This window comes from Ruegeria sp. CF2, from assembly GCF_056537385.1.
Genome location: NZ_JBQFRL010000005.1, coordinates 39,037 through 64,182 on the forward strand (window position 1 = coordinate 39,037; position 25,146 = coordinate 64,182).

Annotated in this window: 34 protein-coding genes; 14 read left to right on the top strand and 20 right to left on the bottom strand. The window is 62.9% G+C overall.

Going from position 1 to position 25,146, the window contains the following annotated elements:
* Positions 1-3: 3 nt before the first annotated feature.
* From ACR0IR_RS17355 to hmgA, 4 genes are all read right to left on the bottom strand, one after another.
* A complete protein-coding gene (locus tag ACR0IR_RS17355; protein WP_170366197.1) occupies positions 4-1,614 on the bottom strand; it encodes an FAD-dependent oxidoreductase in 1,611 nt (536 codons plus the stop codon).
* Between the two features lie 134 nt (positions 1,615-1,748).
* A complete protein-coding gene (locus ACR0IR_RS17360; protein WP_170366199.1) occupies positions 1,749-2,699 on the bottom strand; it encodes an MBL fold metallo-hydrolase in 951 nt (316 codons plus the stop codon).
* A 10-nt stretch (positions 2,700-2,709) separates the two neighbouring features.
* Positions 2,710-3,966 carry a fumarylacetoacetase gene (gene fahA / locus ACR0IR_RS17365; RefSeq protein WP_170366202.1) on the bottom strand — a complete coding sequence of 419 codons (1,257 nt, stop codon included), beginning with the start codon at positions 3,964-3,966 and terminating at the stop codon, positions 2,710-2,712.
* A 42-nt stretch (positions 3,967-4,008) separates the two neighbouring features.
* Positions 4,009-5,364 carry a homogentisate 1,2-dioxygenase gene (gene hmgA / locus ACR0IR_RS17370; protein WP_170366204.1) on the bottom strand — a complete coding sequence of 452 codons (1,356 nt, stop codon included), beginning with the start codon at positions 5,362-5,364 and terminating at the stop codon, positions 4,009-4,011.
* Positions 5,365-5,420: 56 nt separating this feature from the next.
* On the opposite strand from hmgA, the gene ACR0IR_RS17375 reads away from it, so the two are divergent.
* Positions 5,421-5,873 (top strand): MarR family winged helix-turn-helix transcriptional regulator, encoded by a 453-nt coding sequence (locus ACR0IR_RS17375; protein WP_170366206.1) that lies wholly within the window; start codon positions 5,421-5,423, stop codon positions 5,871-5,873.
* A 59-nt stretch (positions 5,874-5,932) separates the two neighbouring features.
* Positions 5,933-7,165: an adenylate/guanylate cyclase domain-containing protein gene (locus tag ACR0IR_RS17380; protein WP_170366208.1), complete on the top strand. Its 1,233-nt coding sequence runs from the start codon at positions 5,933-5,935 to the stop codon at positions 7,163-7,165.
* On the opposite strand, the gene ACR0IR_RS17385 is transcribed toward ACR0IR_RS17380, so the two are convergent.
* A complete protein-coding gene (locus tag ACR0IR_RS17385) occupies positions 7,162-7,971 on the bottom strand; it encodes a division plane positioning ATPase MipZ (protein ID WP_093965175.1) in 810 nt (269 codons plus the stop codon). The genes ACR0IR_RS17380 and ACR0IR_RS17385 overlap by 4 nt on opposite strands.
* Positions 7,972-8,189: 218 nt before the next feature.
* Between ACR0IR_RS17385 and ACR0IR_RS17390 the strand changes: the two genes are divergently transcribed.
* Positions 8,190-9,077, top strand: coding sequence for an AEC family transporter (locus ACR0IR_RS17390; RefSeq protein ID WP_170366210.1), 888 nt, complete (start codon positions 8,190-8,192; stop codon positions 9,075-9,077).
* A gap of 25 nt (positions 9,078-9,102) precedes the next feature.
* The gene (locus ACR0IR_RS17395; RefSeq protein ID WP_170366211.1) at positions 9,103-9,423 is read left to right on the top strand and encodes a Dabb family protein; all 321 of its coding nucleotides are present in this window, start codon (positions 9,103-9,105) and stop codon (positions 9,421-9,423) included.
* A gap of 64 nt (positions 9,424-9,487) precedes the next feature.
* Here ACR0IR_RS17395 and rpmE read toward each other — a convergent pair whose 3' ends face one another.
* On the bottom strand, positions 9,488-9,709 hold the full coding sequence (rpmE, locus tag ACR0IR_RS17400) for a 50S ribosomal protein L31 (protein WP_093965180.1): 222 nt from the start codon (positions 9,707-9,709) through the stop codon (positions 9,488-9,490).
* Positions 9,710-9,720: 11 nt separating this feature from the next.
* On the bottom strand, positions 9,721-10,104 hold the full coding sequence (rplS, locus tag ACR0IR_RS17405; protein WP_093965183.1) for a 50S ribosomal protein L19: 384 nt from the start codon (positions 10,102-10,104) through the stop codon (positions 9,721-9,723).
* A gap of 395 nt (positions 10,105-10,499) precedes the next feature.
* Here rplS and ACR0IR_RS17410 point away from each other — a divergent pair, with 395 nt between their 5' ends.
* A complete protein-coding gene (locus ACR0IR_RS17410; protein WP_170366213.1) occupies positions 10,500-11,303 on the top strand; it encodes a glycoside hydrolase family 25 protein in 804 nt (267 codons plus the stop codon).
* Here the strand turns inward: ACR0IR_RS17410 and trmD are convergent.
* The 10 genes from trmD to ffh all read right to left on the bottom strand — a co-directional run bounded on the left by trmD (position 11,300) and on the right by ffh (position 17,645).
* Positions 11,300-12,109: a tRNA (guanosine(37)-N1)-methyltransferase TrmD gene (trmD, locus tag ACR0IR_RS17415; RefSeq protein WP_170366215.1), complete on the bottom strand. Its 810-nt coding sequence runs from the start codon at positions 12,107-12,109 to the stop codon at positions 11,300-11,302. The two genes, ACR0IR_RS17410 and trmD, sit on opposite strands and share 4 nt — an antisense overlap.
* Positions 12,106-12,924 (bottom strand): hypothetical protein, encoded by an 819-nt coding sequence (locus ACR0IR_RS17420; RefSeq protein WP_170366217.1) that lies wholly within the window; start codon positions 12,922-12,924, stop codon positions 12,106-12,108. Before ACR0IR_RS17420 ends, trmD begins: the two co-directional genes overlap by 4 nt.
* A complete protein-coding gene (rimM, locus tag ACR0IR_RS17425) occupies positions 12,921-13,424 on the bottom strand; it encodes a ribosome maturation factor RimM (RefSeq protein ID WP_093965189.1) in 504 nt (167 codons plus the stop codon). The genes ACR0IR_RS17420 and rimM overlap by 4 nt, the downstream gene beginning before the upstream one ends.
* Positions 13,417-13,566, bottom strand: coding sequence for a hypothetical protein (locus tag ACR0IR_RS17430; protein ID WP_170366219.1), 150 nt, complete (start codon positions 13,564-13,566; stop codon positions 13,417-13,419). Before ACR0IR_RS17430 ends, rimM begins: the two co-directional genes overlap by 8 nt.
* A gap of 6 nt (positions 13,567-13,572) precedes the next feature.
* Positions 13,573-14,208 carry a 5,6-dimethylbenzimidazole synthase gene (gene bluB / locus ACR0IR_RS17435; protein ID WP_170366221.1) on the bottom strand — a complete coding sequence of 212 codons (636 nt, stop codon included), beginning with the start codon at positions 14,206-14,208 and terminating at the stop codon, positions 13,573-13,575.
* A 12-nt stretch (positions 14,209-14,220) separates the two neighbouring features.
* Entirely contained in the window at positions 14,221-14,616 is a 396-nt protein-coding gene (rpsP, locus tag ACR0IR_RS17440; RefSeq protein ID WP_093965193.1) for a 30S ribosomal protein S16, read from the bottom strand.
* Positions 14,617-14,686: 70 nt separating this feature from the next.
* Positions 14,687-14,983, bottom strand: coding sequence for a chorismate mutase (locus tag ACR0IR_RS17445; protein WP_170342735.1), 297 nt, complete (start codon positions 14,981-14,983; stop codon positions 14,687-14,689).
* Positions 14,980-15,531, bottom strand: coding sequence for a GNAT family N-acetyltransferase (locus ACR0IR_RS17450; protein ID WP_170343384.1), 552 nt, complete (start codon positions 15,529-15,531; stop codon positions 14,980-14,982). The genes ACR0IR_RS17445 and ACR0IR_RS17450 overlap by 4 nt, the downstream gene beginning before the upstream one ends.
* Complete coding sequence (locus ACR0IR_RS17455) at positions 15,528-16,136, bottom strand: GNAT family N-acetyltransferase (protein WP_170343385.1); 609 nt, start codon at positions 16,134-16,136, stop codon at positions 15,528-15,530. Before ACR0IR_RS17455 ends, ACR0IR_RS17450 begins: the two co-directional genes overlap by 4 nt.
* Positions 16,137-17,645 carry a signal recognition particle protein gene (gene ffh / locus ACR0IR_RS17460; protein ID WP_170343386.1) on the bottom strand — a complete coding sequence of 503 codons (1,509 nt, stop codon included), beginning with the start codon at positions 17,643-17,645 and terminating at the stop codon, positions 16,137-16,139.
* Between the two features lie 258 nt (positions 17,646-17,903).
* On the opposite strand from ffh, the gene ACR0IR_RS17465 reads away from it, so the two are divergent.
* Positions 17,904-18,434 carry a prolyl-tRNA synthetase associated domain-containing protein gene (locus tag ACR0IR_RS17465; RefSeq protein ID WP_170366223.1) on the top strand — a complete coding sequence of 177 codons (531 nt, stop codon included), beginning with the start codon at positions 17,904-17,906 and terminating at the stop codon, positions 18,432-18,434.
* Here ACR0IR_RS17465 and ACR0IR_RS17470 read toward each other — a convergent pair whose 3' ends face one another.
* Positions 18,435-19,175: an aspartate/glutamate racemase family protein gene (locus ACR0IR_RS17470; RefSeq protein ID WP_170366225.1), complete on the bottom strand. Its 741-nt coding sequence runs from the start codon at positions 19,173-19,175 to the stop codon at positions 18,435-18,437. It lies immediately after the preceding gene.
* A 73-nt stretch (positions 19,176-19,248) separates the two neighbouring features.
* Positions 19,249-19,830, bottom strand: a complete 582-nt coding sequence (locus ACR0IR_RS17475; protein WP_170366227.1) for an FMN-dependent NADH-azoreductase — start codon at positions 19,828-19,830, stop codon at positions 19,249-19,251.
* Between the two features lie 121 nt (positions 19,831-19,951).
* On the opposite strand from ACR0IR_RS17475, the gene ACR0IR_RS17480 reads away from it, so the two are divergent.
* The 4 genes from ACR0IR_RS17480 to ACR0IR_RS17495 all read left to right on the top strand — a co-directional run bounded on the left by ACR0IR_RS17480 (position 19,952) and on the right by ACR0IR_RS17495 (position 22,556).
* A complete protein-coding gene (locus ACR0IR_RS17480) occupies positions 19,952-20,830 on the top strand; it encodes a LysR family transcriptional regulator (RefSeq protein ID WP_170342724.1) in 879 nt (292 codons plus the stop codon).
* Positions 20,827-21,741, top strand: coding sequence for a DMT family transporter (locus tag ACR0IR_RS17485; RefSeq protein WP_170343391.1), 915 nt, complete (start codon positions 20,827-20,829; stop codon positions 21,739-21,741). Before ACR0IR_RS17480 ends, ACR0IR_RS17485 begins: the two co-directional genes overlap by 4 nt.
* A 57-nt stretch (positions 21,742-21,798) precedes the next feature.
* Positions 21,799-22,068: a hypothetical protein gene (locus tag ACR0IR_RS17490; protein WP_170366230.1), complete on the top strand. Its 270-nt coding sequence runs from the start codon at positions 21,799-21,801 to the stop codon at positions 22,066-22,068.
* 74 nt (positions 22,069-22,142) lie between these two features.
* Complete coding sequence (locus ACR0IR_RS17495) at positions 22,143-22,556, top strand: universal stress protein (RefSeq protein WP_170361483.1); 414 nt, start codon at positions 22,143-22,145, stop codon at positions 22,554-22,556.
* On the opposite strand, the gene ACR0IR_RS17500 is transcribed toward ACR0IR_RS17495, so the two are convergent.
* Positions 22,553-22,888 (bottom strand): ArsR/SmtB family transcription factor, encoded by a 336-nt coding sequence (locus ACR0IR_RS17500; protein ID WP_170361571.1) that lies wholly within the window; start codon positions 22,886-22,888, stop codon positions 22,553-22,555. The genes ACR0IR_RS17495 and ACR0IR_RS17500 overlap by 4 nt on opposite strands.
* 231 nt (positions 22,889-23,119) lie before the next feature.
* On the opposite strand from ACR0IR_RS17500, the gene ACR0IR_RS17505 reads away from it, so the two are divergent.
* The 4 genes from ACR0IR_RS17505 (at position 23,120) to ACR0IR_RS17520 (ending at position 25,141) form a co-directional block, all read left to right on the top strand.
* Positions 23,120-23,452 carry an AtpZ/AtpI family protein gene (locus tag ACR0IR_RS17505; protein ID WP_093965213.1) on the top strand — a complete coding sequence of 111 codons (333 nt, stop codon included), beginning with the start codon at positions 23,120-23,122 and terminating at the stop codon, positions 23,450-23,452.
* A 2-nt stretch (positions 23,453-23,454) separates the two neighbouring features.
* Entirely contained in the window at positions 23,455-24,210 is a 756-nt protein-coding gene (locus tag ACR0IR_RS17510; protein ID WP_093965215.1) for a F0F1 ATP synthase subunit A, read from the top strand.
* A gap of 68 nt (positions 24,211-24,278) precedes the next feature.
* Positions 24,279-24,503: a F0F1 ATP synthase subunit C gene (locus tag ACR0IR_RS17515; RefSeq protein ID WP_005981269.1), complete on the top strand. Its 225-nt coding sequence runs from the start codon at positions 24,279-24,281 to the stop codon at positions 24,501-24,503.
* An 86-nt stretch (positions 24,504-24,589) separates the two neighbouring features.
* The gene (locus ACR0IR_RS17520; protein ID WP_170366231.1) at positions 24,590-25,141 is read left to right on the top strand and encodes a F0F1 ATP synthase subunit B'; all 552 of its coding nucleotides are present in this window, start codon (positions 24,590-24,592) and stop codon (positions 25,139-25,141) included.
* Positions 25,142-25,146: the final 5 nt, after the last annotated feature.

Here is a 25,146-nt window from a genome sequence, read left to right on the forward strand (position 1 = left end):
TGCCTACTCCTTGCCGATGGCCCGGCGGATCGCATGCCGGAACGCGTTATCTTCATAGCTGTCGCGCCGCGCCGCCACATGCTGATCGGGCCGGATTAGATAGACCGCACCTTCCGCGTCGCCCAGATACCGCCGCTTCAGCGCCAGCGTGCGGTCATCCTTGACCGACAGCGCCAGTCGCTCGACCGTCACGCCCTCTTCCTCGATCGTTTCCGGGGCGTCGGCGTCGATGGTCAGCAGGGTGAACTTGCCTGCCAGCTTGGGCAACAGGAATTCATCCCCCAGCGGCGCATCGGGGCAGGGCGAACCGGGGCGCGTTTCGGCCGGGCCATCCAGCGCATCCGCCGAACTCAGCGGCGAGCCGTCATAGGTGCAGGGCACGCTCAGCCGTCCGGAATTCACCAGCGGGCGGGCGAACTCATAGTGTTCGCTTAGGTCCAGAACCGCGTCGCGCAGGATGCGCGACATTTCCGATTTCGGCGTGATGAAATCGGTCGAGCGGGTCGAGTTCAGGATGTTCTCGTCTGCGCCGTGGATGCGCTCGACATCATAGCTGTCCAGCAGGCTGTCGGGCGCGGTGCCGTCAAGGACCATCTTCAGCTTCCAGCACAGGTTGTCGGTGTCCTGCAGGCCCGAATTGGCCCCCCGCGCGCCGAAGGGGCTGACCTGATGGGCGCTGTCGCCGGCAAACAGGACGCGGCCGTGGCGAAATTTCTCCATCCGGCGGCACTGGAAGGTATAGATGCTGACCCATTCCAGCTCGAACTGGACATCCGCGCCCAGCATCGCCTTGAGGCGCGGGATCACGTTTTCGGGGCGCTTTTCGCGTTCCTTGTCGATGTCCCAGCCCAGTTGCAGGTCGATGCGCCAGACATTGTCGGGCTGTTTGTGCAGCAGCGCCGACTGGCCGCGGTTGAAGGGCGGGTCGAACCAGAACCAGCGCTCGGACGGGAAATCGGCCTCCATGATCACGTCGGCGATCAGGAAGTTGTCCTCGAACACGCGGCCCACGAAATCCAGCCCCAGCATCCGGCGGGTGGGCGAATTGGCCCCGTCGCAGGCGATCAGCCAGTCGGCCTCGACGGTGTACGACCCCTCGGGCGTTTCCACCTCGAGCTTGACGTGGTCGTCATGGGTGCCGATCGCCTCGACCTTGTTGCGGCCGCGGATCTCGAGCGGTGCGCCCTGGGCCTGCAACGCGCGGACCCGTTCGACCATGAACTGCTCAAAGTAGTATTGCTGAAGGTTGATGAAGGCCGGATGGGCATAGCCCTCATCGGGCTGAAGGTTGAATTCATAGACCTTGCGGTCGTCGAAGAACACCTTGCCGGTGTTCCACAGCACGCCCTTGCCCACCATAGGCCGGGCACACCCCAGCCGGTCGGCGATTTCCAGCGTGCGCTGGGCGAAACAGATGGCGCGGCTGCCGAAACTGACCTTGTCGTTGTCGTCCAGCACCACCACCTCGACGCCCTGCTGGGCCAAGTCGATGGCGGCGGCCAGCCCGACCGGGCCCGCGCCGATCACGATCACCTGATGCCGCACCGGGGCGGGGGCATCCTGATCGGGGCTGCGGGCATAGGCATAGAGCGGCTGTTCAAAAATCTTGTTCATGGGCTCTCTCCCCAAGTTCTGTGCGCCGGGCGCACATTCCCTGCCCACCGGCGCGGGGCGCCGATGGCTCTCCTCCATGGTTGCATCGTTTTCAGGCCGGCAACACGATCTGGATCAAGTTGCCGGGCCATTTCTCAGCCCTGCAGGGCTTCCCACATCTCCAGATCGCGCTGGGCGGTCCAGATGCGCGGGGTGTCAATGCCGCGCGCCTCGTCATAGGCGCGGGCCACGTTGAAGGGCAGGCAGTGTTCGTAGATGGCGTAGTCCGAGAATTTCGGATCGCATTCCGCACGCACCGCGTCCCAGGCCTCTTTCAAGCTGCCGCCGCGCGCCGCCACCTTGGCCGCCGGGCGATAGGTGCTTTCGACGAAATCGCGGGTGTTCTCGATGGCGGCGTTCACCATTTCCTTACCGACAAGCGCATCGCCGCGCCCCGGCGCGATGGCGTCCACGTCAAACCATTGGATCTGATCCAGCGTGTCGCCCCAGTCGCTGAAATGCCCGTCGCCGCAATAGCAGGCCGAGTGATATTCGACGATGTCGCCGGTGAACATCACGTTCTGGTCGGGCACGTGGATCACGATGTCACCAGCCGTATGGGCCCGGCCCAGATGCATCAGATCGATCCGGCGGTTGCCCAGATAGACCGTCATCGTGTCGTTGAAGGTGGTGGTGGGCCAGGTCAGGCCGGGGATGCTCTCATGCCCTTCGAACAGGCGCGGAAAGCGCTGGAACTCGCTGTCCCAGTCCTCTTTCCCGCGTTCGACGACCATGGCGCGGGCCATGTCCGACATGATGATCTGCTGCGCACCGAAGGCGCTGGCGCCCAGCACGCGGACCGCGTGGTAATGGGTCAGCGCCACATGGGTGATCGGCTTGTCGGTCACCGAACGGATGCAGTCGATCACTTTCTGCGCCAGGCGCGGCGTGGCCTGGGCCTCGACCACCATCACGCTGTCATCGCCGATGATCACGCCCGAGTTCGGGTCGCCCTCGGCGGTGAAGGCATAGAGCCCTTCGCCCACCTCGGTGAACGAGATCTTCTTTTCGGTCATGTCCCCCTGGGACGCGAATGCCTTTGCCATTTGGCGCTCCTTATCGTGCGTATGGGTCTTCACGGGCGGGCAGCACCGTGCCGGTGCAATCGCCGAAGCCGATCGTGTAGCCGTCGCCCCGGGCAGCGCCCTTCAGGGTCAGCGTGTCGCCGTCCTCGATGAAGCTGCGCGTTTCGCCGGTCTCCAGCGTGATGGGTTCCTTGCCGCCCCAGCTGAGTTCCAGAAGCGAGCCGCGGCTGTCCTTCGTCGGCCCCGAAATCGTGCCCGAGCCAAGCAGGTCGCCCACGTTCATCGGGCAACCCGAGGTGGTGTGATGCGCCAGTTGCTGCGCCGAGGAATAATACATTTCCTTGTAATTGGTGCGGGCGATGGTGGACGCCGGTTTGCCCTCGGGCGCCATCGTCACCTCGAGCTCGATGTCATAGAGCATCGGGCCGCAGTCCTTGAGGTGGTCCAGCAACTCGACCTCACGCGGGGGCGTGTCGCAGCGGAACGGGTCCAGCGCGGCCTTGGTCACGATCCAGGGCGAAATCGAGGTGGCGGTGGCCTTGGCCTGGAACGGGCCCAGCGGCTGATATTCCCAGGCCTGGATGTCGCGCGCCGACCAGTCGTTCAGCAGGACATAGCCAAAGATGTGGTCGTCTGCCTCCTGCACGGTGATCGGGCCGTCGGACGGGGTGCCGACGATGGCCCCCATCTCCAGCTCGATGTCGAAGCGGCGGCTGGGCAGGAAGGCGGGGCGGTCATGGTCGGGTGATTTCAACTGCCCCCACGGGCGGCGGATATCGGTGCCCGAGACTACCACAGACGAAGCGCGTCCATTGTAGCCGATGGGGATGTGCAACCAGTTGGGTGGCAGCGCGTTTTCCGGGCCGCGGAACATGGTGCCCACATTGGTGGCGTGGTGCTTGCCCGCGTAGAAATCGGTGTATTCGCTGACGGCAAAGGGCATGTGCAGTTGGGCCTCGGCCTGCGGAACCAGCAGCGGTTCGACCTTGTCCTGTTCTTTCGAACCTTTCGCCAGCAGGGCGGTCAGTCGCTCGCGCAGCGCGGCCCAGACCGCCGGTCCCTGCTCCATCAGCGGGTTCCAGAAGGGCAGGTCGAACAGCGGCTCGTCACCCAGCGTGATCAGCCCTTCGGCCTCGGCGGCGGACACATCAAGGATCATGTCCCCGATGGCCACGCCGCAGCGGGGTTCGGTGCCTTCGGTCGAAAAGACGCCATAAGGCAGGTTGTTCAGCGGAAACGGGTGGTTCGCGTCATTGGCCGAGGCCACCCAGGATTTCATCACAGACATTGCGTTTCCTTGTGCGGTGCGGTGGCCGTGGGGCCACCGGTGTCATTTCTTGCCGGGCGTGCCGTCGAATTTCTTCTCCAGATCCGTCCAGCAATCGATGTAGTCATCCTGCAGCGGCGCCTCGTTCGCGGCAAAGGCGGTCAGGTGCTGCGGAAAGCGGGTCTCGAACATGAAGGACATGGTGTTGTCCAGCTTGTCCGGCCCCAGATTGGCGTTGGACGCCTTTTCAAAGGCTTCCTTGTCCGGGCCATGCGGGATCATCATGTTGTGCAGGCTCATGCCGCCCGGCACGAAGCCCTGCGGCTTGGCGTCATACTGGCCGTAGATATTGCCCATCAGCTCGGACATGATGTTCTTGTGGTACCACGGCGGGCGGAAGGTGTCCTCCATCACCATCCAGCGTTCGCGGAACAGGACGAAGTCGATATTGGCCGTGCCCGGCACGCCCGAAGGTGCGGTCAGCACGGTAAAGATCGACGGATCGGGGTGGTCGAACAGGATCGCCCCGACCGGGCAATAAGTGCGCAGGTCGTATTTGTAGGGCGCGTAGTTGCCGTGCCAGGCCACCACGTCCAGCGGGCTGTGGCCGATCTTGGTGGTGTGGAACTGGCCGCACCACTTGATCGTCACGGTCGAGGGCACTTCGCGATCTTCGAACGCGGCCACGGGCGCCTTGAAGTCGCGCGGGTTGGCCATGCAGTTGGCGCCGATCGGGCCGCGGCCCGGCAGCTCGAATTTCTGGCCGTAGTTCTCGCAGACGAAGCCGCGGCAGGGGCCTTCCAGAACCTCGACGCGGTAGACCAGCCCGCGCGGGATGATGGCGATTTCCTTGGGTTCCAGGTCGATGATGCCCAGCTCGGTCGCAAAACGCAGCCGGCCTTCCTGCGGCACCACCAGAAGCTCGGAATCGGCCGAGAAGAAATAGTCGTCGACCATCGATTCGGTAACCAGATAGATGTGGCTGGCCATGCCGACCTGGGTGTTCACGTCCCCGGCGGTGGTCATGGTGCGCATGCCGGTCAGCCAGGTCAGCGGCTGGTCGGAATGGGGCACCGCGTCCCAGCGGTACTGGCCCAGGCTGATCACGTCCGGATCGACATTCGGGGCGCTTTTCCAATAGGGCAGGTCGGTCTTTTCATAGCGGTGCGAATGCTTGACCGACGGCCGGATGCGATAGCACCAGGTGCGCTCGGGCGGGTTGGCGGTGAAGGCGGTACCGCTGAGCTGTTCGCCATATAGGCCATAGTTGCATTTCTGCGGGCTGTTCATGCCCTGCGGCAGCGCGCCGGGCAGCGCCTCGGTTTCAAAGTCATTGCCAAAGCCGGGCATATAGCCTGCATGGGTGCCAACGGGCGTGCTGGCTTGGGTCAGAGCGTGCGGGTCAGTCGGACGATTCATCGGGGTTCCTCCGTTTGCTGCTTGTCGGATAATAGTTGATTTTGTAACTAACAACCATGACACAGCCAGATTCCGCCGAAAAAGATGACTTCGACCTGCGAAATTTCCTGCCCTTCCTGCTCAACCAGGCGGCCGAGGAAAGCTCGTTGGATTTCCAGAAGGTTTACAAGAACCGCTATGGGATGCTGCGCACCGAATGGCGCGTGTTGTTCCACCTTGGCAATTACGGAGAGATGACCGCCAAGCAGATCGGGGAACGTGCCAAGATGCACAAGACCAAGATCAGCCGCGCGGTGTACAAGCTGGAACAGCGCCGATACCTGCGGCGCACCCGCGATGAAAACGACCGCCGGATGGAGCGGCTGACCCTGACCCCCGCCGGTCTGACGGTGTACCGCGAATTGCGCGACATCGCCCGCGACTATGACGCCCGGCTGACGGGCATGTTCACCACGGGCGAGGCGGCGCTGTTGCGGATGATGCTGCGGCGGCTGGCCGGGATGGACTGACCTCTGGTAATCTGGCCCCGCAGCCCCCAAGTGGGGATCAGACCAGACGGAGCCCCAAGATGTCATCCACCGACCCCAAAGCCCGCGCCGATGATCTGATTGGATGGTTGCTGGACCGGGGGCTGGAAGGGGCCGAACAGTCGGAAATACTCGAAGGTTATTGCCTGCGGCTTGTGGATGCGGGCGTTCCCCTGATGCGCTTTCACGCCGCCCAGAGCGCCTATCACCCCACTTACGGCGGCACCGGTTTCAACTGGTACCGGGACGAAGGGGGCAGCGTCGAGAATTACGAGCACCGCGAGGAATTGCCTGATCAGTGGGTTTCCAGCCCGCTCTACGAGATGCTGCAGTCCGGTGCGAAGGAACTGCGTGAAAGGTTGAAAGACCAGAACGAACCCAGCCGATTTCCGTTTTTGAACGAACTGCACCAGAAAGGTGCCACAGACTACTTTGCATCCGGTCTGGTTCTGCAGAAGGTCGAGCCCGAAAACCGGATCGCCCTGGACCAGATGCCCGAGGGGGTCTTGATGTCGTGGACGACGGACCATGCCGAGGGGTTCGACGACATTCACCTGGATCTGATCCGATATGCTCTGCCGCATCTGGGGCTGGCCTTGAAATCGGCCTCGAACCGGAAAATGGCGCAGGATCTGCTGCGCGTCTATCTGGGGCGGGATGCGGGTCGGCGCGTGCTGTCGGGGGAAATCCGGCGCGGATCTTTGCAGCAGATCGACGCCGTGATCTGGAACTTCGACCTCGAGGGCTTTACCGGCCTGGCCGAACGCCTTCCCGGGTCGGACATCATCGCCATGCTGAACGACTATCTGGCCGTGGCGGTCGAGGTCGTTCAGGATTGTGGCGGCAATATCCTGAAATTCATGGGCGACGGGCTGATGGCCATGTTCGACGTGGGCGAGATCGACGAGGACGCCCGCGCCGCGCTGGCCGCCGTTGGTGTTCTGCAGACGCGTATGGCCGAGCTCAACGCGGAACGGGCCGCCGCCGGCCTGCCGGTCGCCAATTTCACACTTGCCTTGCATTCGGGCGAGATCCTTTATGGCAATATCGGTGCTGAAAGCCGGCTGGATTTCACCGTGATCGGACCGGCGGTGAACCAGGCCGCGCGTATCGCAGGCATGCACCGCTCGCTGGACCGGCGTATCTTGATCTCGGATGACGTGGCCCGTGCCGCTCAGCCCTGCGAACAGGACCTGATCTCGGTCGGGCGCTATATGCTGCGCGGCGTGCCCGAACCCAAAGAGCTGTTCACGATCTACGCGCCGACGGCCTAGAAGTCGATCTCGACCCCGGGCAGGTTCAGTTCACGCATCATGTCGCGCAATTCCTGACGGGCAGCGATGTTCGAAATATTGAGCTGTTTCACCCCGATATCCTTGAGGTCCAGCAGCGTCAGCCCGCGCGGGAACAGTTCGCGAAAGATCACACGCTCGGAAAAGCCCGAGGCGACGCGGAAGCCGATGCGCTGCGACAGCATCTCGATGGCGCGCTGCATCTTTTCCTTGTTGACCATGCGCTGGGTGCCCACGCGGTTGCGCACCACCACCCAATCGATCGGTTTCAGCCCGGCCTGAGCCCGCAATTGCCGCGCGTTCCAGACCATCTCGGAATAGACCGAGGGCCCGAGGATCTTTTCGCCCTTCGAGTCGATCCGGGCCAGCAGGTCGAAATCGATGAAACTGTCGTTCAGCGGCGTGATCAGCGTGTCGGCCAGCGAATGAGCCACCTGGCTCAGCCTTGTGTGCGAGCCGGGGCAGTCGATCAGGATGAAATCGCTGTCGCTTTCCAACTCGGCCACGGCGGCCGACAGACGGTGGTCATAGATGTTCTCGCCGGGTTTGAGCTTGCTTGCGTCGATCTCGGGCAGGTCATGGTGGCGCGGGCTGGGCAGCTCCAGCTTTTCCGTGGAAAGGAAATTGCGGCGGTTCTCGAAATAGCGGCCCAGGCTGCGCTGCCGCAGGTCCAGATCCAGGGTGCTGACCTTGTTGCCCAAACGCGCAAGCGCGGTTGCAACATGCATGGAAACCGTCGACTTGCCTGCGCCGCCCTTTTCGTTCCCCACAACGATGATATGTGCCATACCTGTATTCCCAAGTCGCGCCGTGTTTGCCTACACGTTGTTTGAACCCACTATATGTTGTGTGATCCGCGAAGAAAAGCGGTCCTGTAGGGTCTGCGGTACAATATCAGTGTCTAAGTTGGATTTTTTCGCGATACCCGCAGCTTGACGCTTGGTTGTTGCCAAACGGGGCGTCCGTCGCCACAGTCTGCAAACTGACTTGGACGCAAGGACCCGGCTTGGAGCACGTATTCCTGAACGTATTGAACATCGTTCTGCCGGTGCTGATCTGTGCCGGTGTGGGGTACGGGCTGGCGGTCGCGCGCGCACCGTTCGACAACAAGGTGATCGGCGGGATTGTCTCGAAGGTGGGATATCCGACACTGATCATCTCTCATCTGTCCGCCACCAAGATCCAGATTGCCACGTTTCTGGACATGATGGCGGCTGCTGCCCTCGCCATTGTGGCATTCGGCGTGCTCGGGTTTCTGGCGTTGCGACTGTTGCGCTGGCCGGTGCGGGCGTTTCTGACCCCGCTGATGCATGGCAATGTGGGCAATATCGGATTGCCAGTCACTCTGCTGGCACTGGGCGATGCGGGCATGGCCTATACGATGGCTTTTGTCGTCGTGGTGTTAGTGAGCATTTTCACGGTCGGCATGTGGATCCCGGCTGGAGAGTTCTCGGCCCGCAAGCTTGCAACGTCTCCGATCATCTATGCGGTTGTCATCGCGCTGACGCTGATGGCTACGGGTTCTGCCCTGCCGCAACCGATCGCCAAATCCTTTGACATCCTGGGCGGGCTGTCGATCCCGCTGATGTTGCTGACACTTGGTCACACGCTGGCCACGCTTCGGACGGGCAGCCTTGGCCGGGCAGTCGTTCTGACAGGTCTGCATCTCGTTCTGGCAGCCGGGATCGCCACCACGCTTGTCTGGCTGTTCGGCTTTACCGGGGTCGAACGCGGAGCGTTGATCCTGTGCTGCCTGATGCCGTCTTCGGTTGCGACATACCTGTTCATCGACAAGCATGTTCCGGAATATGGTCCGGAAGTGGCCGGGTACATCATGGTCTCAACCCTGACGACGATCCTCGTGCTGCCGCTCGCCTTGGCCTACTGGATCTAACTTTGCCCAACCAGGAACCGACATCATGATATTGCACTGCGTGTTCTTCACATTCCGATCAGATGCACCGCAGGACGCGCGTCGCGCCGTTCTGACCGGCCTGGCCGAGCTATGCGCTGATCTGGACGGGGCCTTGGCCTTTGAAAGCGGCCCCAATCTCGATTTCGAAGGAAAGTCGCAGGACTATCGCGATGGGTTCGTGATCCGCTTTGCGGATCGACCCGCCGTGCAGGCTTACGCCGAACACCCGACACACCGCCGGTTGGGCGGTCAGCTGTGTGATCTGTGTCAGAATGGTGCCGACGGGATCATCGTCTTTGACCTAGACGTGCCGGTCGCGCAATAGAAGCGGCCAACGAAAAAGGCCGCCCCCTCGGGGACGGCCTTGGAATTTCCGCAAAGGCGCTGGTTCAGAAACCCAGGCCTTCGTATTTCTTTTTGAACTTCGACACGCGACCGCCTGCGTCCATCAGGCGCGACGAGCCACCGGTCCACGCGGGGTGCGAGGAGGGGTCGATTTCCAGGGCCAGCTGATCGCCTTCGGCGCCCCAGGTCGATTTCATCTGAATCACGGTGCCGTCGGTCAGTTTGACGTCGATCATGTGGTAGTCGGGATGGATGTCTTTTTTCATCTTTCCGCTCCTTACGCCTCGGCGCCAGCCTTGGGCTTGTAGTTGGTGACTTCTGCGATACGGGCGGATTTACCGCGACGGGTACGCAGATAGTACAGTTTGGCGCGACGGACGCGGCCACGACGGACAACGGTGATGCTGTCGATGTTGGTCGAATACAGCGGGAACACACGCTCCACGCCTTCGCCAAACGAAATCTTGCGAACGGTGAACGATCCGGCGATGCCGTCGCCGTTTTTGCGCGCGATGCAGACGCCTTCGTAGTTCTGCACACGGGTGCGCGAGCCTTCGGTCACCTTGTAGCCGACACGGATGGTGTCACCGGCTTTGAAGTCGGGGATGTCTTTCCCCAGGGCGGCAATCTGTTCCGCCTCAAGCTGTGCGATCAGGTCCATCGCAGTTACTCCTATCTGCTCGTGGTTGGTCCACGAAGTTGGGCACGATCTGAGAGCTCTTGGTCTTCTCCGGGTCCCGCGATCTGCAGCCCGCCAGAGGTCAGGTCGAATGTTCCTTTTGGTCCGGGTTATTCCACAGCTTCCCTGATCCGAAGAAAGGCAGGTGCGTTCCTGCGATCAACCCAAAACACCGGAGTCGCCCCAAAGGCGGCACCGGATTGCGCCCGTTTAGTGAAGTCGGACGTGCATATCAAGCCCAAATCGCCGGATTTCAGGCCAAATCGCGGTGGATTTGGTGGGAATCCGCCGTCACCTGTACCGCGGCGTTGCCTTGTGCCGGGGATCGGGCATTCTGGATCATAATTCACGAGCAGGTTTAGAGGCAGAGCAACAGGATGAGCAAAGCGATTTTCTGCGTGGTTCTTGCACTGGCACTGATGTCTTGCGGGCGTCGTGCGCCGGCGCCCCAAATCGTAGACCAACCGGTGGTTGCGGGACTTTCCGGGCCTTCGGTTCTGTACCCCGCCTTTGCGGATGCCGACCCGCATGACTGGGAGCGGCGGCGGCCCGAGCACTATCCCGTGCATGGGCTCGACGTCTCGCGCTGGCAGGGGCCGATCGACTGGCGTCAGGCCAAGGCCTCGGGGGTCAGTTTCGTGTTCATAAAGGCGACCGAAGGGGGCGACGTGGCCGATCCGATGTTCCAGGATCACAGTCAGGGCGCCCGGGCCGCGGGGGTTCCGTGGGGTGCATATCACTATTACTACTTCTGCCGCCCCGCGGCCGAACAGGCCCGTTGGTTCATTCGCAACGTTCCCCGAGGGGCCGACCTGCCGCATGTGCTGGACATGGAATGGACCCCCCATTCCAAGACCTGCACCCTGCGCCCCGATGGCAAGACGGTGCGGGCTGAGGCGGAAAGGTTCCTCGACATATTGGAGCGACACTACGGTCGCCGGCCGATCGTCTACACCACGGTCGATTTCTACGAGGACACAGATATCGGACGGCTGCCAAAGACCGAGTTCTGGCTGCGCTCGGTCGCGGGGCATCCGCGCAATGTCTATCCCAAGGCAGTCTGGCGTTTCTGGCAGTATACGGGCACCGGTTTGGTTCCCGGTGTGCAGGGGCGGGTGGACATCAACGCCTTCAACGGCTCACCTGATATTTGGGCGCGTTGGAAGGCGGGCGCACCCTAATCGTCGGCTTCCCCGCGCGCCTTCAGGTAGGCATCCCACAGGTCCGGGCGGCGCGTGCGGGTAATCTCTTCCGCCATCTGGTGACGCCATTCGGCGATGCGCCCATGATGTCCAGACATCAGGATCGGGGGGATTTCGCGCCCGTTCCACTCGGCTGGCCGAGTGTATTGCGGGTGTTCCAGCAAGCCGGACGAAAAGCTCTCTTCCTCGGTCGAGGCCTGATTTCCCAGAACCCCGGGCAGCAGTCGCACGGTGGCGTCGATCAGCGCCTGCGCGGCGATCTCGCCCCCGGTCATTACGAAATCACCCAGCGAGACCTCTTGGATGCCGTAATGCTCCAACACCCGCTCATCCACGCCTTCGAACCGGCCACACAACAGGGTCATGCCATCGCAACGGGCCAAGTTCTGCATCATGCGCTGATCCATCCGGCGCCCGCGCGGGCTGAGGTAAATCAGCGGCCAGTTGCCCTGTACCCCATCCATAGTGTGATCAATGGCGGCCCCCAGTACATCCGGCCGCAACACCATGCCGGCACCGCCGCCTGCGGGCGTGTCGTCGACATTGCGATGCTTGCCGACACCGAACTGCCGCAGATCGACCGTTTCCAGTTGCCACAGCCCCTCCTGCAGCGCCTTGCCGATCAGGCTTTCGCCCAAGACGCCGGGAAAGGCAGATGGGAACAGCGTGATCACCTTGGCCTTCCACACGCCATGCAGGTCCGGCGTGGGCGTCAGCAGCTCACGCGGTTTCAGCGTGGGGCGAATAGCCTTGCGGCCATATGACTTTGCAGGTTTGTCCGTCATGTGTTCGTGGTCAGACTGATTTGAGCGCGTTCGACGATGCGGGCTTTCTGTCGGACCAGCGCCGCCTCGTCCAGCCCCGATCGGTTCAACTCGAGCATTTCGGACAGCGCTTCTTGCGGCAATGCCGGGTTTGACCGAGTGGGCTTGACCAGCAGGGTGGCCTTCTCGGGCGGCAGGTCCAGGAATTCGGCAAAAGGTGTGCCGGGGCCAAAGCTGCGCTCACGCAGGTCTTCCAGCCATTCGGTCTGCACTCGAACCGAGGGCAGCCGATCACGAACGGCGTCCGCAGTCTGCTGCAGCGAAGGGAGCTCTTCGAGCCTCTCGCGGAACGTGTCGAAATCCTGCACCAGCCGCGTGCGCTGAAGATCATGGGCCCAGAGACTGCGGATCCAACTGCCGCGCTGGCGCAGCGAGAGATATACGGTGATGTCCAGTTCCGACCCGACCAGCCGGTTGCGCAGCGTATCGACCAGGCAGGCGGCCAGATCAGGGGCTTCGGCGTATCCCACAACCAGATTGCGGCTGGGGCGAAGCCCCGAGAAGTTCTCCTCGCTCAGGATCAGGCCGCGCTTTTCCCCGAAATCCAGCGTCGCCAGAAGTTCGCGCCAGCGATTGCCGAATTCGGACAGCGTACCGAATGTCCCATACAGCGAATGGCGCGTGGCGGCTTCGGATAATCCGGATTTGCGGGTGACATAGGGCAGAACCAATGCGTGGCGCGGCCAGATCAACGCTCGGTTCTCGAACAGAAAGGATTGCGCGGCGGTCGTGCCGGTCTTGTGAAGGCCCAGATGCAGCAGGATGCGCCGCGTCACAGCAGGCCCTCGGGAGGGTCGGCGACGATACGCCCGGCCTCAAGGTCAACCGTGGGTACGGCCGCTTTGGTGAATGGCAGGAACACAGTCGATTTCAGCCCCGGCCCGTGCAGTTCGAGCAGGTCGTCGGCGCCGTGGTTCTGCACCGATTTGACGCGCCCCAACAGGGTTCCGCCGGTATCATAAACCTCAAGCCCCAAAAGGTCGGCGTGATAGAATTCGTCATCCGGCAGCGATGGCAACTGCTCGCGCCGGGCATAAAGGCGCAGCCCCTTCAGGGCGTCCGCCTGTTCCTTGGTTTCGACCCCGCCCAGACGCGCGGCAAATCCGTTCTTGATCGCGCGGGTGATGATCAGCGGATAGCGCTGGGCACCACTCTCGTCGGTCAGAGGGGAGTAGGTCTCGATATCCTCGGGGACCGCGCAGTAGCTTTTCAGGCGGACCTCGCCGCGTACGCCGAAGGACCCGGCGATGCTGCCGACACAGATCAGATCAGTCATTGGGCATTTCCGTTGTCACGCATATTCCACTTTCCCAGACACCGATTTCGTCACAGGCTTCGCGTTGATTGCTGCGCTCAAAGAACACGCCCACAATAAAGGCGATCAGCAGCAGGATGGGAAGGCGTATCAATCCAAACATGCCACCCTACCGCGTTTCCACCGGGAGGCTGCCGCGGCGGCACTCCCAGCCATGGGTTTCCAGTTCGGGCGTGTCCGAGCTTTCCTCGGGCCAGCCCACGCAGAAATAGCCGATCAGCCGCCAGCCCTCGGGCACCGACAGGTCGCGGGCCAGCCGGTCGGGATCGAGGATCGAAACCCAGCCCAGCCCCAGCCCATGTGCGCGCAGCGCCAGCCAGAACAAAGTGACGGCCGAGACCACCGAATAGCGGCGCATCTCTGGCATGGTGCCTGCGCCCAGCCCCTGGCCCTTGTCGGTGGCGTCATCGCAGAACACCGCCAGCTGAACCGGCGCCTCTTGCATGCCCGACAGTTTCAGCTGGCTGTACAACTGCGCTCGGTCACCGGAGTAGCCCGCCAGCGCCGCGTCATTTGCCGCCTTGAAGTTCTCCAGCGCCGCGGTCCGGGCCGCGGGGCGTTCGACGCGGATCACGCGCCACGGTTCGCTCAGCCCCACCGAAGGGGCCAGCTGAAACGCATCGAGGCAGCGCGTCAGCACTGCCTCGTCCACCGCGTCTGTGCGGAACCGGCGTACATCGCGCCGGAGCCGCATCAACAGATCGAACTGCGTGCGGAAATCTTCGGTGAAAGCCTGATCCTGCACGCGCCCGCCTGTTTACTCTTCTGCAGCAGCAGCTTCTTCTTCGGCCGGAGCGGCAGCAGCCTCTGCGGCTTCAGCAGCCTTGGCGGCTTTCTCTTCGGCGCGCTCCTGGGCTTTCTTGCCCGGGGTGCCCTTCTGAGGGTTGTTGCGCTCGGCTTTCTCTTTGGCGCCGGCGGCTTCCAGCATGCGGGCAATCCGGTCGGTCGGCTGCGCGCCCTGGTCCAGCCAGTACTGGATGCGCTCCATGTTCATCTTCACGCGCTCTTCGCTGTCTTTCGGCAGCAGCGGGTTGTAGGTGCCCAGCTTCTCGATGAAGCGGCCGTCACGCGGCATGCGGCTGTCCGCTGCAACGATGCGGTAGAAGGGGCGCTTTTTCGAGCCGCCACGGGCCAGACGAATTTTCATTGCCATTGTGGTATCTCCTTTGGATGGCGTTGGCCGGATTGCTCCGGCTATTTCTGGTGTTTGTTGAACCTCGGGTTCACTTCTGGTGTTTCTTGTGGTGTCGGATGACTTCCTGAATGATGAAATTCAGGAAAGCCTTGGCAAAATCGGGGTCCAGATCCGCCTCTTTCGCCAGGTCTTCGAGCCGTGCGATCTGCGCGGCCTCGCGCGAGGGATCGGACGGGGGAAGTTCGTGTTCGGCCTTGAGCTTGCCAACGGCCTGCGTGTGCTTGAACCGCTCGGCCAGCGTATAGACCAGGATCGCATCCAGCCGGTCGATACTTTCGCGGTGGTCTTTCAGCAAGGCCGCGGCCCGCGTCACGGGATTGTTCATTGGCCGGTCCTTTCGGTGGTCAGATCGGTCGTTGACGTGTCGAGTTTCGGATGCCGCCAGATCTGTGCGGACTTGCCCAGCACTTCGCCCTCACGCTCGTAGGTCGCGCCGAGACGCTGTGCCAGAGCGCGCGAACGGTCATTGGCGTGGGCGATGTAGCTGATGACGCCGTTCAGCCCCTGATGGCGCGCCGCATGGTCGCGGGCGGCCTGCGCGGCCTCGAAGCCCAGGCCCTTGCCCTCGGCCTGTTCCATCAGGGTCCAGCCCAGCTCGGGTTCGTCCCAGCCCGGCACATAGATCATGCCGGTCCAGCCCACGAAAGTACCGCTGGCCTTTTCGGTCAGGTGCCACAGGCCATAGCCACGCAGCGCCCAATGGCCCAGACGGTTCGCCAGTCCGTTCCAGCAGCCCGCCGCATCCCTGGGGCCGCCCACCATGTGGCTGCGCTCGGTCGCGTAGAAGGCTGTCATGGCCGGCAGGTCGTCCGGATGCGGTGCCCGAAGGATCAGGCGCTCGGTCTCTATGGTCGGGATGGCGAAGGTCGTCATGCGTAGGCCTCCATCCCGCCATCGCCGTCGCCGGGCAGGTGGCGATAGACCAGAACCGGCTCGTCGAACCCGGCCTCGGCCTGCAGGTCGCGCTGGGCGCCCAGGCGCTCGGCCACGCGAGCCGAGGCTGCGTTGTCGGGGTCCACATAGCTGACCAGCGACGGCAGGGCCTGCGGCCCCAGTGCAAAGTCGCGAGCGGCTTCGGCCGCTTCGGTTGCAATGCCACGCCCTTCGGCGGCTTCGGTCAGCAGATAGCCCAGTTCGTGTTCGCGGTCGCCGAATTCCATGCCGATTGACACGAAGCCCAGAACCTGACCGCCCGCGCGGTCTTCGATGGCCCACATTCCCGCCCCACGCAGCAGCCAGCCCGCGACGTATTGCGAGAAATCCAGCCAGGCCGCCTGCCGGTCAAACGGGCCGTCCATGTGTTTGGCGCGGTCCGACATCAGGATGTCGGCATAGGTGTCGAAATCCCCGATCCGCGGCGCGCGCAGCACCAGCCGCGCAGTCTCCAGCCGCGGCAAGTCCGCAGCCAGCCGCGCCGACAGAGCGGCAGCGGGGCCGGTGGCCGGAGCCTCCCAAGGATATGCGACGGGCGCGGTCACTTACTTCTTCTTTCCGAACCCGCTCAGGCCGGGGGGCAGGGCCATGCCGCCGCCCATGCCGGGCATGCCGCCGGGCATCTTGCCGCCCATCGCCTTGGCTGCGGCTTCCAGCGCCTTGGGGTCCATGCCCGCAGCCATGTCCTCGGGGCTGGGCCCGCCTTTGCCGAACATGCCTTTCATGGCCTGTTTCAGCATCTTGCCTTTGCCCATCTTGCCCATCTTCTTCATCATGTCCGACATCTGCCGGTGCATCTTGAGCAGCTTGTTGATGTCGCTGACTTCCATGCCCGAACCGGCCGCGATGCGTTTCTTGCGGCTGGCCTGCAGCAGCGCGGGGTTGGCGCGTTCCTTCTTGGTCATCGACTGGATCATGGCGATCTGCTGGCGCAGGATCCGGTCGTCCAGTCCGGCCTGATCCATCTGCTTGGCCATCTTGCCCATGCCCGGCATCATGCCCATCATGCCCTGCATGCCGCCCATCTGGATCATCTGCTCCAGCTGCATCTTCAGGTCGTTCATGTTGAACTGACCCTTCATCATGCGCTTCATCATGCGCTCGGTCTGCTCGAGCTCCATGGTCTCCTGGGCCTTTTCGACCAGGGCCACGATGTCGCCCATACCCAGGATTCGGCCCGCGATGCGGTCGGGCTCGAAGGTTTCCAGCGCATCCATCTTCTCGCCCAGACCCACGAAGCGGATGGGCTTGCCGGTGACCGCGCGCATCGACAGTGCCGCGCCGCCGCGCCCGTCGCCGTCCATCCGAGTCAGGACCACGCCCGAGATGCCGACCTTGGCGTCGAACTCCTCGGCCACCTCGACGGCGACCTGACCGGTCAGGCCGTCGACCACCAGCAGGGTCTCGCGCGGGTCGACCACGTTGCGGACCTGCTCGACTTCGTCCATCAGCACTTCGTCGATATGCAGACGGCCCGCGGTATCCAGCATGTAGACGTCATAGCCGCCCAGCGTGGCCTGCTGTTTGGCGCGCTTGGCGATGTCCACCGGTTTCTGGCCGGGAACGATCGGTAGGGTGTCCACCCCGATCTGGGTGCCCAGCACCGCCAACTGGTCCATTGCCGCCGGGCGGTAGACGTCCAGCGAGGCCATCAGGACCTTCTTGCCCTCTTTCTCTCTCAGACGTTTCGCCAACTTGCCGGTGGTCGTCGTCTTGCCCGAGCCCTGCAGGCCGACCATCAGGATCGGCGCGGGCGGGTTGTCGATCTTGAGCTTGCCGGGGTCTTCCTCGCCGCGCAGGGTATCGACCAGCGCGTCATGCACGATCTTGACGACCTGCTGGCCCGGCGTGATCGACTTGGTCACCGCCTGGCCGGTCGCCTGTTCCTGCACCTTCTTGACGAACGCACGCGCCACCGGCAGCGACACATCAGCCTCAAGCAGCGCCACGCGTACTTCGCGCAGGGCGGTCTTGACGTCTTCCTCGGACAGGGCGCCCTGTTTGGTCAGCCGGTCAAAGACGCCAGAGAGGCGTTCGGATAGATTTTCAAACATGCCTTCGGCCTCCTTCGCCGGTTGTCGGTTGGCGCCCCATAGATAGGGGCAGACGGGTCAATGCACAAACGCCCCCACGGGCGAAACTCGCTGGTGGGGGGCGATCCCTGAACGACTCAAGGGACCGGAAGAACAGACGCTTCCGGATGTTGCGTTGGCGTTTAGGCCCATTAGCCACCTGAGTCAACCATCCGCGCTTGCCGGGTTGCATCGTCTGGCCCCGTCGGCCATCACTGGCGCGATATTCGGGAGAAGACCATGGACGCCTCATCCGCCTTTCAGGACTCATTGCCGCTCAGTTCGGACGCATTGCTGGCGCAGTTGGACGATTGGGGGCTGCCCTATCGTCTGCACAGCCACGTCCCGCTGCGGACGGTCGAAGAGTCGAAGGCGGTCGAAGATCAGTTCATGGTGCCGGGCGAAAACGCGTTGCGGCTCAAGAACCTGTATCTGCGCGACAAGAAAAAGCGGAACTACCTGGTGACGCTGGAACAGAGCCGCGAGATCGACCTCAAGGCGCTGGGCGCCGAACTGGGTGTAGGCAACCTGTCCTTCGGGTCGGCGGATCGGCTGATGCAGAACCTTGGCATCCGTCCCGGCGCGGTCAGCCCGCTGGCGATGATCAACGGCGTGGGCAACGATGTGCGGTTCTTCATGGACGACGCGGCGCAGCGCGCGGAGGTGATCTACATGCATCCATTGGTCAACGACCGGACGGTGGCCATGGCGCGCGACGACCTGATGGCCTTCTTCGACCGGATCGGGTGCGAGGTCACCTGGCTGCCGTGATCAATCGCCCAGCGCCTCTTTCAAGGCGGCGGCGACATGGGCGGCCGAGGGATTGACGAACAGGTGCCCGTCGGCCTCGAAAACCGGGTCATCAAGATGTTGGGGAAAGGCCAGCGGCAATTCGGTGCAGGCCAGCAGGCTCGCGGTTCCGGGGGCGGCATGTCGGTTGCAGAACGCCAGCAGACGGTCGCGGGCATTGGCCGAGGCACCGCCATAGAATTCGGTGTCGATCATGGCCTGCATTTCCGCGATCTGGTCCTCTGGAAGCCGGTCATTGGCTGTGATGCCTTCAGCCGCCAGCCGTTCCGCATAGTGGCGCGCTTGCATCGTGACCGAGGTTCCCAGCACCAGCGCGCTTTTGGCGCCAGTCGTTTTGGTGGCCACGGCGGTTGCATCAAAGATACTCAGGATCGGCATGGTCACGCCCTGCCGGATCGCATGCAAACGGGCGTGGGGTGTGTTCGAGGCAATGATGCCAAAATCACATCCCGCCTGCTCAAGCGTCAGCAGTGCATCGCGGAAAACGGCATCGAACGCGGACCAGCTTGCTTCGTCGCCGGCGGTTCCACGCAGCGCGCGGGTTTTGGCCTGGGTGACGGATTCGATGGTCATCGGAGGAACAGGCAGCGGTGATCCGTGCCCGCGTTCTGCAAAATGGCGCCCCGCGCCCTCGGCGATGGCGCGGTAATAGTCTATTGTCGACGCCCAGCCGACCCCGCCCAGAATTCCGATCTTCTTCATGACAACCGTCCAATCTGCCGATCCCGCTCGGGGACAGATTGGACGGTTTGACCGGGGATGGCCAGTGGCCGGATCAGGCGGCCAGTTCGGCCACGGCTTTCTGGGCGTTGCTCAGAGTTGCTTCCGGGTCCAGCGCCATGCGATCGGCGGCGACCACATCTACGTCGTGGATGCCGATGAAGCCCAGAACATGGCGGGCGTATCCGGTTGCAAAGTCGATCTCGGACCCCACTGCGGTACCGCCCGAAGCGATGGCGAGGATGGCGCGTTTGCCCTCCAGCAGGCCCTTGGGGCCGTTCTCGGTATACGAGAACGTCAGGCCCGCACGGGCGACCAGGTCGATCCAGGCTTTGAAGGCGGCCGGGACCGAGAAATTGTAGATCGGCAGCCCGATCACCACCGTGTCGGCCTGCTGCAGTTCCTTGACCAACTCGTCCGACAGGGCCAGCAGGTCGCGCTGGGTGGCGTCGCGTTGATCGGCGGGGGTGAAGTTGGCGGTGATCCAGTCCTCGGTCAGCAGTGGCAGGGGGGTGGCCAGGTCGCGGCGGATGATGCGGCTGGCGCCCAGGTGCTGGACGATGCGGGCCGACAGGTCGCGGGTGGCCGAGCCGGTGCGGCGGGCCGAGGCGTCGATATGCAGGATGGTCTTTGTCATGGCGTGGCTCCTTCTCAGGGTTCGAATTCTGTGTCTGAGCCCAATATGAGTATTGCGTGAGCGAACGAAACAGGGATAAATCAACAGACATTGTTGGAAATTGCACAGAATTGGTTTTGTCATGGACAATTGGGACGAGGTCCGCACCGCCTATCAGGTTGCGCGCATGGGCACGGTCAGCGGCGCGGCCGAGGTTCTGGGGGTGCACCATGCCACGGTGATCCGTCATATCGACGCGATCGAGGCCCGGCTGAAGGTCAAGCTGTTCCAGCGCCACGCGCGCGGCTACACCCCGACCGAGGCGGGCGAGGATCTGCTGCGCGTGGCCCAAGCCACCGAGGATCAGTTCAACCAGCTGGTCGGGCGGCTGAAGGGGCGCGGAGACGATGTCTCGGGCGAGCTGGTGGTGACGTCGCTGGCCTCGCTGGCGCCACTGGTGGTGCCTACGCTGACCGCGTTCCAGCAGGACCATCCCGATCTGATCGTGCGCTATCTGACCGGCGACCGCCTGTTCCGCCTGGAATATGGCGAGGCGCATGTGGCCATCCGTGCCGGTGCGGCCCCCGATCAGCCGGACAACGTGGTGCAGCCCTTCATGACGCAAGAAGTGGGGCTTTATGCCAGTCAGGACTATATCGCGCGGCGCGGCCTGCCCGCGGGCGTCGAGAATTTCCCCAACCACGCCTTCGTCGGGGCAGATGACGAAAACAGCCGCGCGCCTTTTTCGCGCTGGCTGCGCGCCAATGTCCCGGCCGAGGCGATCACCTTCCGCTGCTCCAACAACTTCACCGTGGCCGAAGCGGTTCTGGCCGGGGCAGGGATCGGCTTCATGGCCCGGTGGGAAGCCGCCCGCCATCCGCAGTTGCAGGAGGTGATGGAGCCTCTGCCGGAATGGGCCGGCAACCTGTGGCTGGTGACCCATGTGGATCTGCACCGAACCAACAAGGTGCAGACCTTTCTGAAATTCCTCAAGGAGCAGGCCAAGGACTGGCTGCCATGAGCCCGCAGGCGCGTGGCCATCTGGCCATGCTGGTATTCTCGGCGCTGGTGGCGGGCAGTTTCTCGCTGGGTTCGATGATCGCCAACGAGATCGCACCGGCGGCGTTGAACGCCGCGCGGTTCGCGATTGCCGGCGTGGTGATCGGCATCGCGGCGCTGATGACGACCGGCCTGCCGCGCAGCGCGGCGCGCGCGCCGTGGCGCTATCTGGTGCTGGGCGGGCTGTTCTCGGCCTATTTCGTGTTGATGTTCTACGGGCTGAAGACCGCGCCGCCGGTCAGCGCGGCGGCGGTGTTTACCCTGACGCCGATCCTGTCGGCGGTGGCGGGTTGGGTCCTGCTGCGCCAGATCACCACCCCGCACATGGCCCTTGCATTGAGCGTGGGCGCGGTTGGCGCGCTTTGGGTGGTGTTCCGCGCCGATTGGCTGGCCTTTCGCGCCTTTGAGATCGGGCAGGGCGAGATCATCTATTTCTGGGGCTGCGTGGCCCATGCGATCTATACGCCCATGGTGCGCAAGCTGAACCGGGGCGAGCCGCCGGTCGTTTTCACCTTCGGCACGCTGGTGGCCGGGTGCGCAGTGCTGACGGTGTTCGGCTGGTCCGACATCCGCGCAACGGACTGGGCCAACCTGCCGGCGATCGTCTGGATCGGCCTGTTCTACGTCGCCATCTGCGCCAGCGCGGCCACCTTCGTTCTGTTGCAGTACGCCACGCTGCTGCTGCCGTCGGCCAAGGTCATGGCCTATACCTACCTGACGCCCAGCTGGGTGATCATCTGGCAGATCGCGCTGGGCCAGCCGGCGCCGGGCCTTCTGGTTCTAGTGGGGATCGGGCTGACGATCCTGGCCCTTGTGCTGCTGCTGAAAGGGGATGACCTGGGGGTGGCCCGGCAACAAACCGCGCCGGACTGACCTTTGCCAAAGCGCCCGTTCGTGGCAGGGTGGGGCAAACTCCGAAAGGACCGGAACATGCACAGACTGATTGCCTCGGCCACGCTAATGCTGGTTTTTGGATGTACGCAGGACACCGCCGACAATTCAAGCCTTCAAGCCAGCTGCGAGGCATTGGTGGCTGCTGAGGCAAACCGGAGCCCCGCGGATGTCCAGGCTCTGTCGACAACTGCCGAACCGGCGGGAACCGTCACGCAGGTCGCAGTGGCCGGCGCTCAGGCACCCTGGCTGTGCCGCGCCGATCCCAGCGGCGTGGTCACAGGGGTCGAGTACAGCCAGCAAGGCTGATCCTCTTGGGTTGAGCCACATCAAGGGCCGGTTGTGTCAAACCCGCTAAGCTGTCGGCGTGAAAGGAGGGACTGATGTTCAAACACATAATGTTTCCCGTCGATCTGCATCTGCCACCCGAAGTGCGCAAGGCGGCCGAGGTTGCGGCACAAGTCGCCCGGTGGCAGGGGGCGCGGATAACCATCGTCAGCGTGACAAGCAATCAGCCCGGCGACCCCACGCAAACCGAATCCGCGATCAAGGACCATCTGTCCGATCTGGCGGACGAGTTGTCCCAAGCCAGTGGAGCGCAAGTTGATTTCCGCAACATTCATTCGGTGGATGTGGCGGTCGAAGTGGATGGTGACCTGGCCCGCACCGCTGAAGAGATCGGTGCCGACCTGATCGTGGTGGGCACCCATGCGCCGCGGATTACCGACTTTATACTGTCCAGTCATGCCGGATATCTGGCCAAACATGCCAGCATGTCGGTCTTCGTAGTGCGCTAGACCTCGTCCCCCGCGGAAAGCTGGTTTTCCAGGAACCGCTCGAACGCGTCCAGATTCACGGGTTCGAACTGCCCGAACCCTTGCATCCAGACCGAGGCCGCGCGCAACGCGTCGGGTTCCAGCTTGCACCATTTCACCCGGCCGCGCTTTTCCTGGCTGATCAGCCCGGCCCGGGTCAGGATCGTCAAGTGTTTTGAGATCGCCGCCAGTGACATCTCGAACGGCTCGGCCACGTCGGTGACGGCCATGTCATCCTCGAGCAGCATCGCCAGAATGGCGCGCCGCGTGGGGTCGGCCAGGGCCGCAAAGACGGTATCGAGGTCATCGGACATGATCCCGCTGAACCACAGCCGGAAAGTTTGGTCAACCATTTGGTTGAATATGCGGAATCCGGTGCTTCCAGCGGAATGGATTGCCAGTGACCCGATCGGCAGACAACGTGCTCCCTTAATATACATTAGAAAACAAAGGTTTAAGCTGCGTCAATTGGAGCCATCAACAGCGTTGACTCTGCGCGCGAGGCCGCATAGCAACTGCGCCAAGACTGTGCGAGGGAAACGCCCGTGACCGATGACGACCCAAAGCAGCGCCTGACGCAGCTTGAGGCCAAGATCGACGCGGCAAAAAAGGCCAAAGCGCCGAAACCTCGTGCGGACGCTGACATATCCGGGGGCGAACTGGCCTGGCGGATGGTCATCGAGATGGTTTCCGGTCTGGGGATCGGATTTGGCATCGGGTACGGGCTGGACAGCCTGTTCGGGACGATCCCGATCTTCCTGGTGCTGTTCACATTGCTGGGCCTCGTCGCGGGCGTGAAGGTCATGCTCCGCAGCGCGCAAGAAGCTCAAGAGAAACAAGCGGCCTCGACACAGGCCGAGAAGGACGAGAGGGACTGAACGTGGCGACCGAGACCACCGCAGCAGAAGGCAGCAGCCTGGTTTTCCATCCGATGGACCAGTTCATCGTCAAGCCGCTTTTTGGCGGTGAGATGGCTTGGTACACGCCCACCAACGTGACCCTGTGGCTGTTCTTCGCGGTTCTGGCCATCATCGGCCTGCTGGTGCTCAGCACCTCGAAGCGCGCCATCGTTCCGACCCGTATGCAGTCGATCGCCGAGCTGGCCTACGGATTCATTTACAAGATGCTGGAAGACATCTGTGGCAAGGAGGGCGTCAAGTACTTCCCGTATGTCATGACCCTGTTCATGTTCATCGTCACCGCGAACTTCCTCGGCCTGATCCCGACCTCGTTTACCACGACATCGCATTTCGCGGTCACAATTCCGCTGGCGCTGGCCGTGTTCCTGACAGTGACCGTTCTGGGCTTTGTCAAGAACGGCGCCGGCTTCCTGAGCCTGTTCTGGGTGTCCAGCGCACCGCTGGCGCTGCGCCCGATCCTGGCGATCATCGAGCTGATCTCGTACTTCGTGCGCCCGGTCAGTCACTCCATTCGTCTTGCGGGTAACGTCATGGCCGGCCACGCCGTGATCAAGGTTTTCGCCGGCTTCGCCGCGGTCGCCGTGATCTCGCCCGTATCGGTTCTGGCGATCACCGCGATGTACGGCCTCGAGGTCCTGGTGGCCTTCATCCAGGCCTACGTATTCACCATTCTGACCTGTGTTTATCTGAAGGACGCTCTGCATCCGCATCACTGATCAGGGGCGACCCTGGCACAGGAACGATAACCCAAAATCGAAACTTCCAATTCGTAAGGAGATACATCATGGAAGGCGATCTCGCACACATCGGCGCAGGCCTGGCAGCAATCGGTTCCGGCGCGGCCGCAATCGGGGTGGGCAACGTGGCCGGCAACTTCCTGGCCGGCGCTCTGCGCAACCCTTCGGCGGCTGCTTCGCAGACCGCAACCCTGTTCATCGGTATCGCATTCGCAGAAGCCCTGGGGATCTTCGCATTCCTGGTCTCGCTGCTGCTGATGTTCGCCGTTTAATCTGCGGAACCTGATCCTTACGCGCAGGTGGGCCCAAGCCATAGCGGCCCACCTGTTGTAAAGACAACGTTCCGACGGAGGACATCATGGCGACAGAACCCATAGCTGCAGAAGCAGTCGGCAAATGCGTCGATTCCCATGGCTCGGCCATCGGGATGCCGCAGCTCTGCTTCGATTGGTTCCCCAACCAGATCTTCTGGCTGGTCATTACGCTGGTCGTCATCTTTCTGGTCCTGTCCCGCGTGGCCCTGCCGCGCATCGCGGCGATCCTGGCCGAGCGTCAGGGGACCATTACAAATGACCTGGCTGCGGCCGAAGATCTGAAGGCCAAGGCGGTCGAGGCCGAAGAGGCCTATAACAAGGCGCTGGCCGATGCCCGTGCCGAGGCTCAGCGGATCGCAGCCGAAGCGCGTGCCGAAATCCAGGCGGACCTGGATGACGCGATTGCCAAGGCAGACGCGGAAATCGCGGCCAAGGCGGCAGAATCGGAGAAGGCAATTGCCGAAATCCGTGCCGGAGCGCTGGAAAGCATTCAACTGGTTGCCAACGATACGGCGGCCGAACTGGTGACTGCGCTGGGCGGCGAGGCGGACGCCAAAGCCATCAGCAGTGCCATCAGCGCGCAGATGAAAGGATAAGTGAC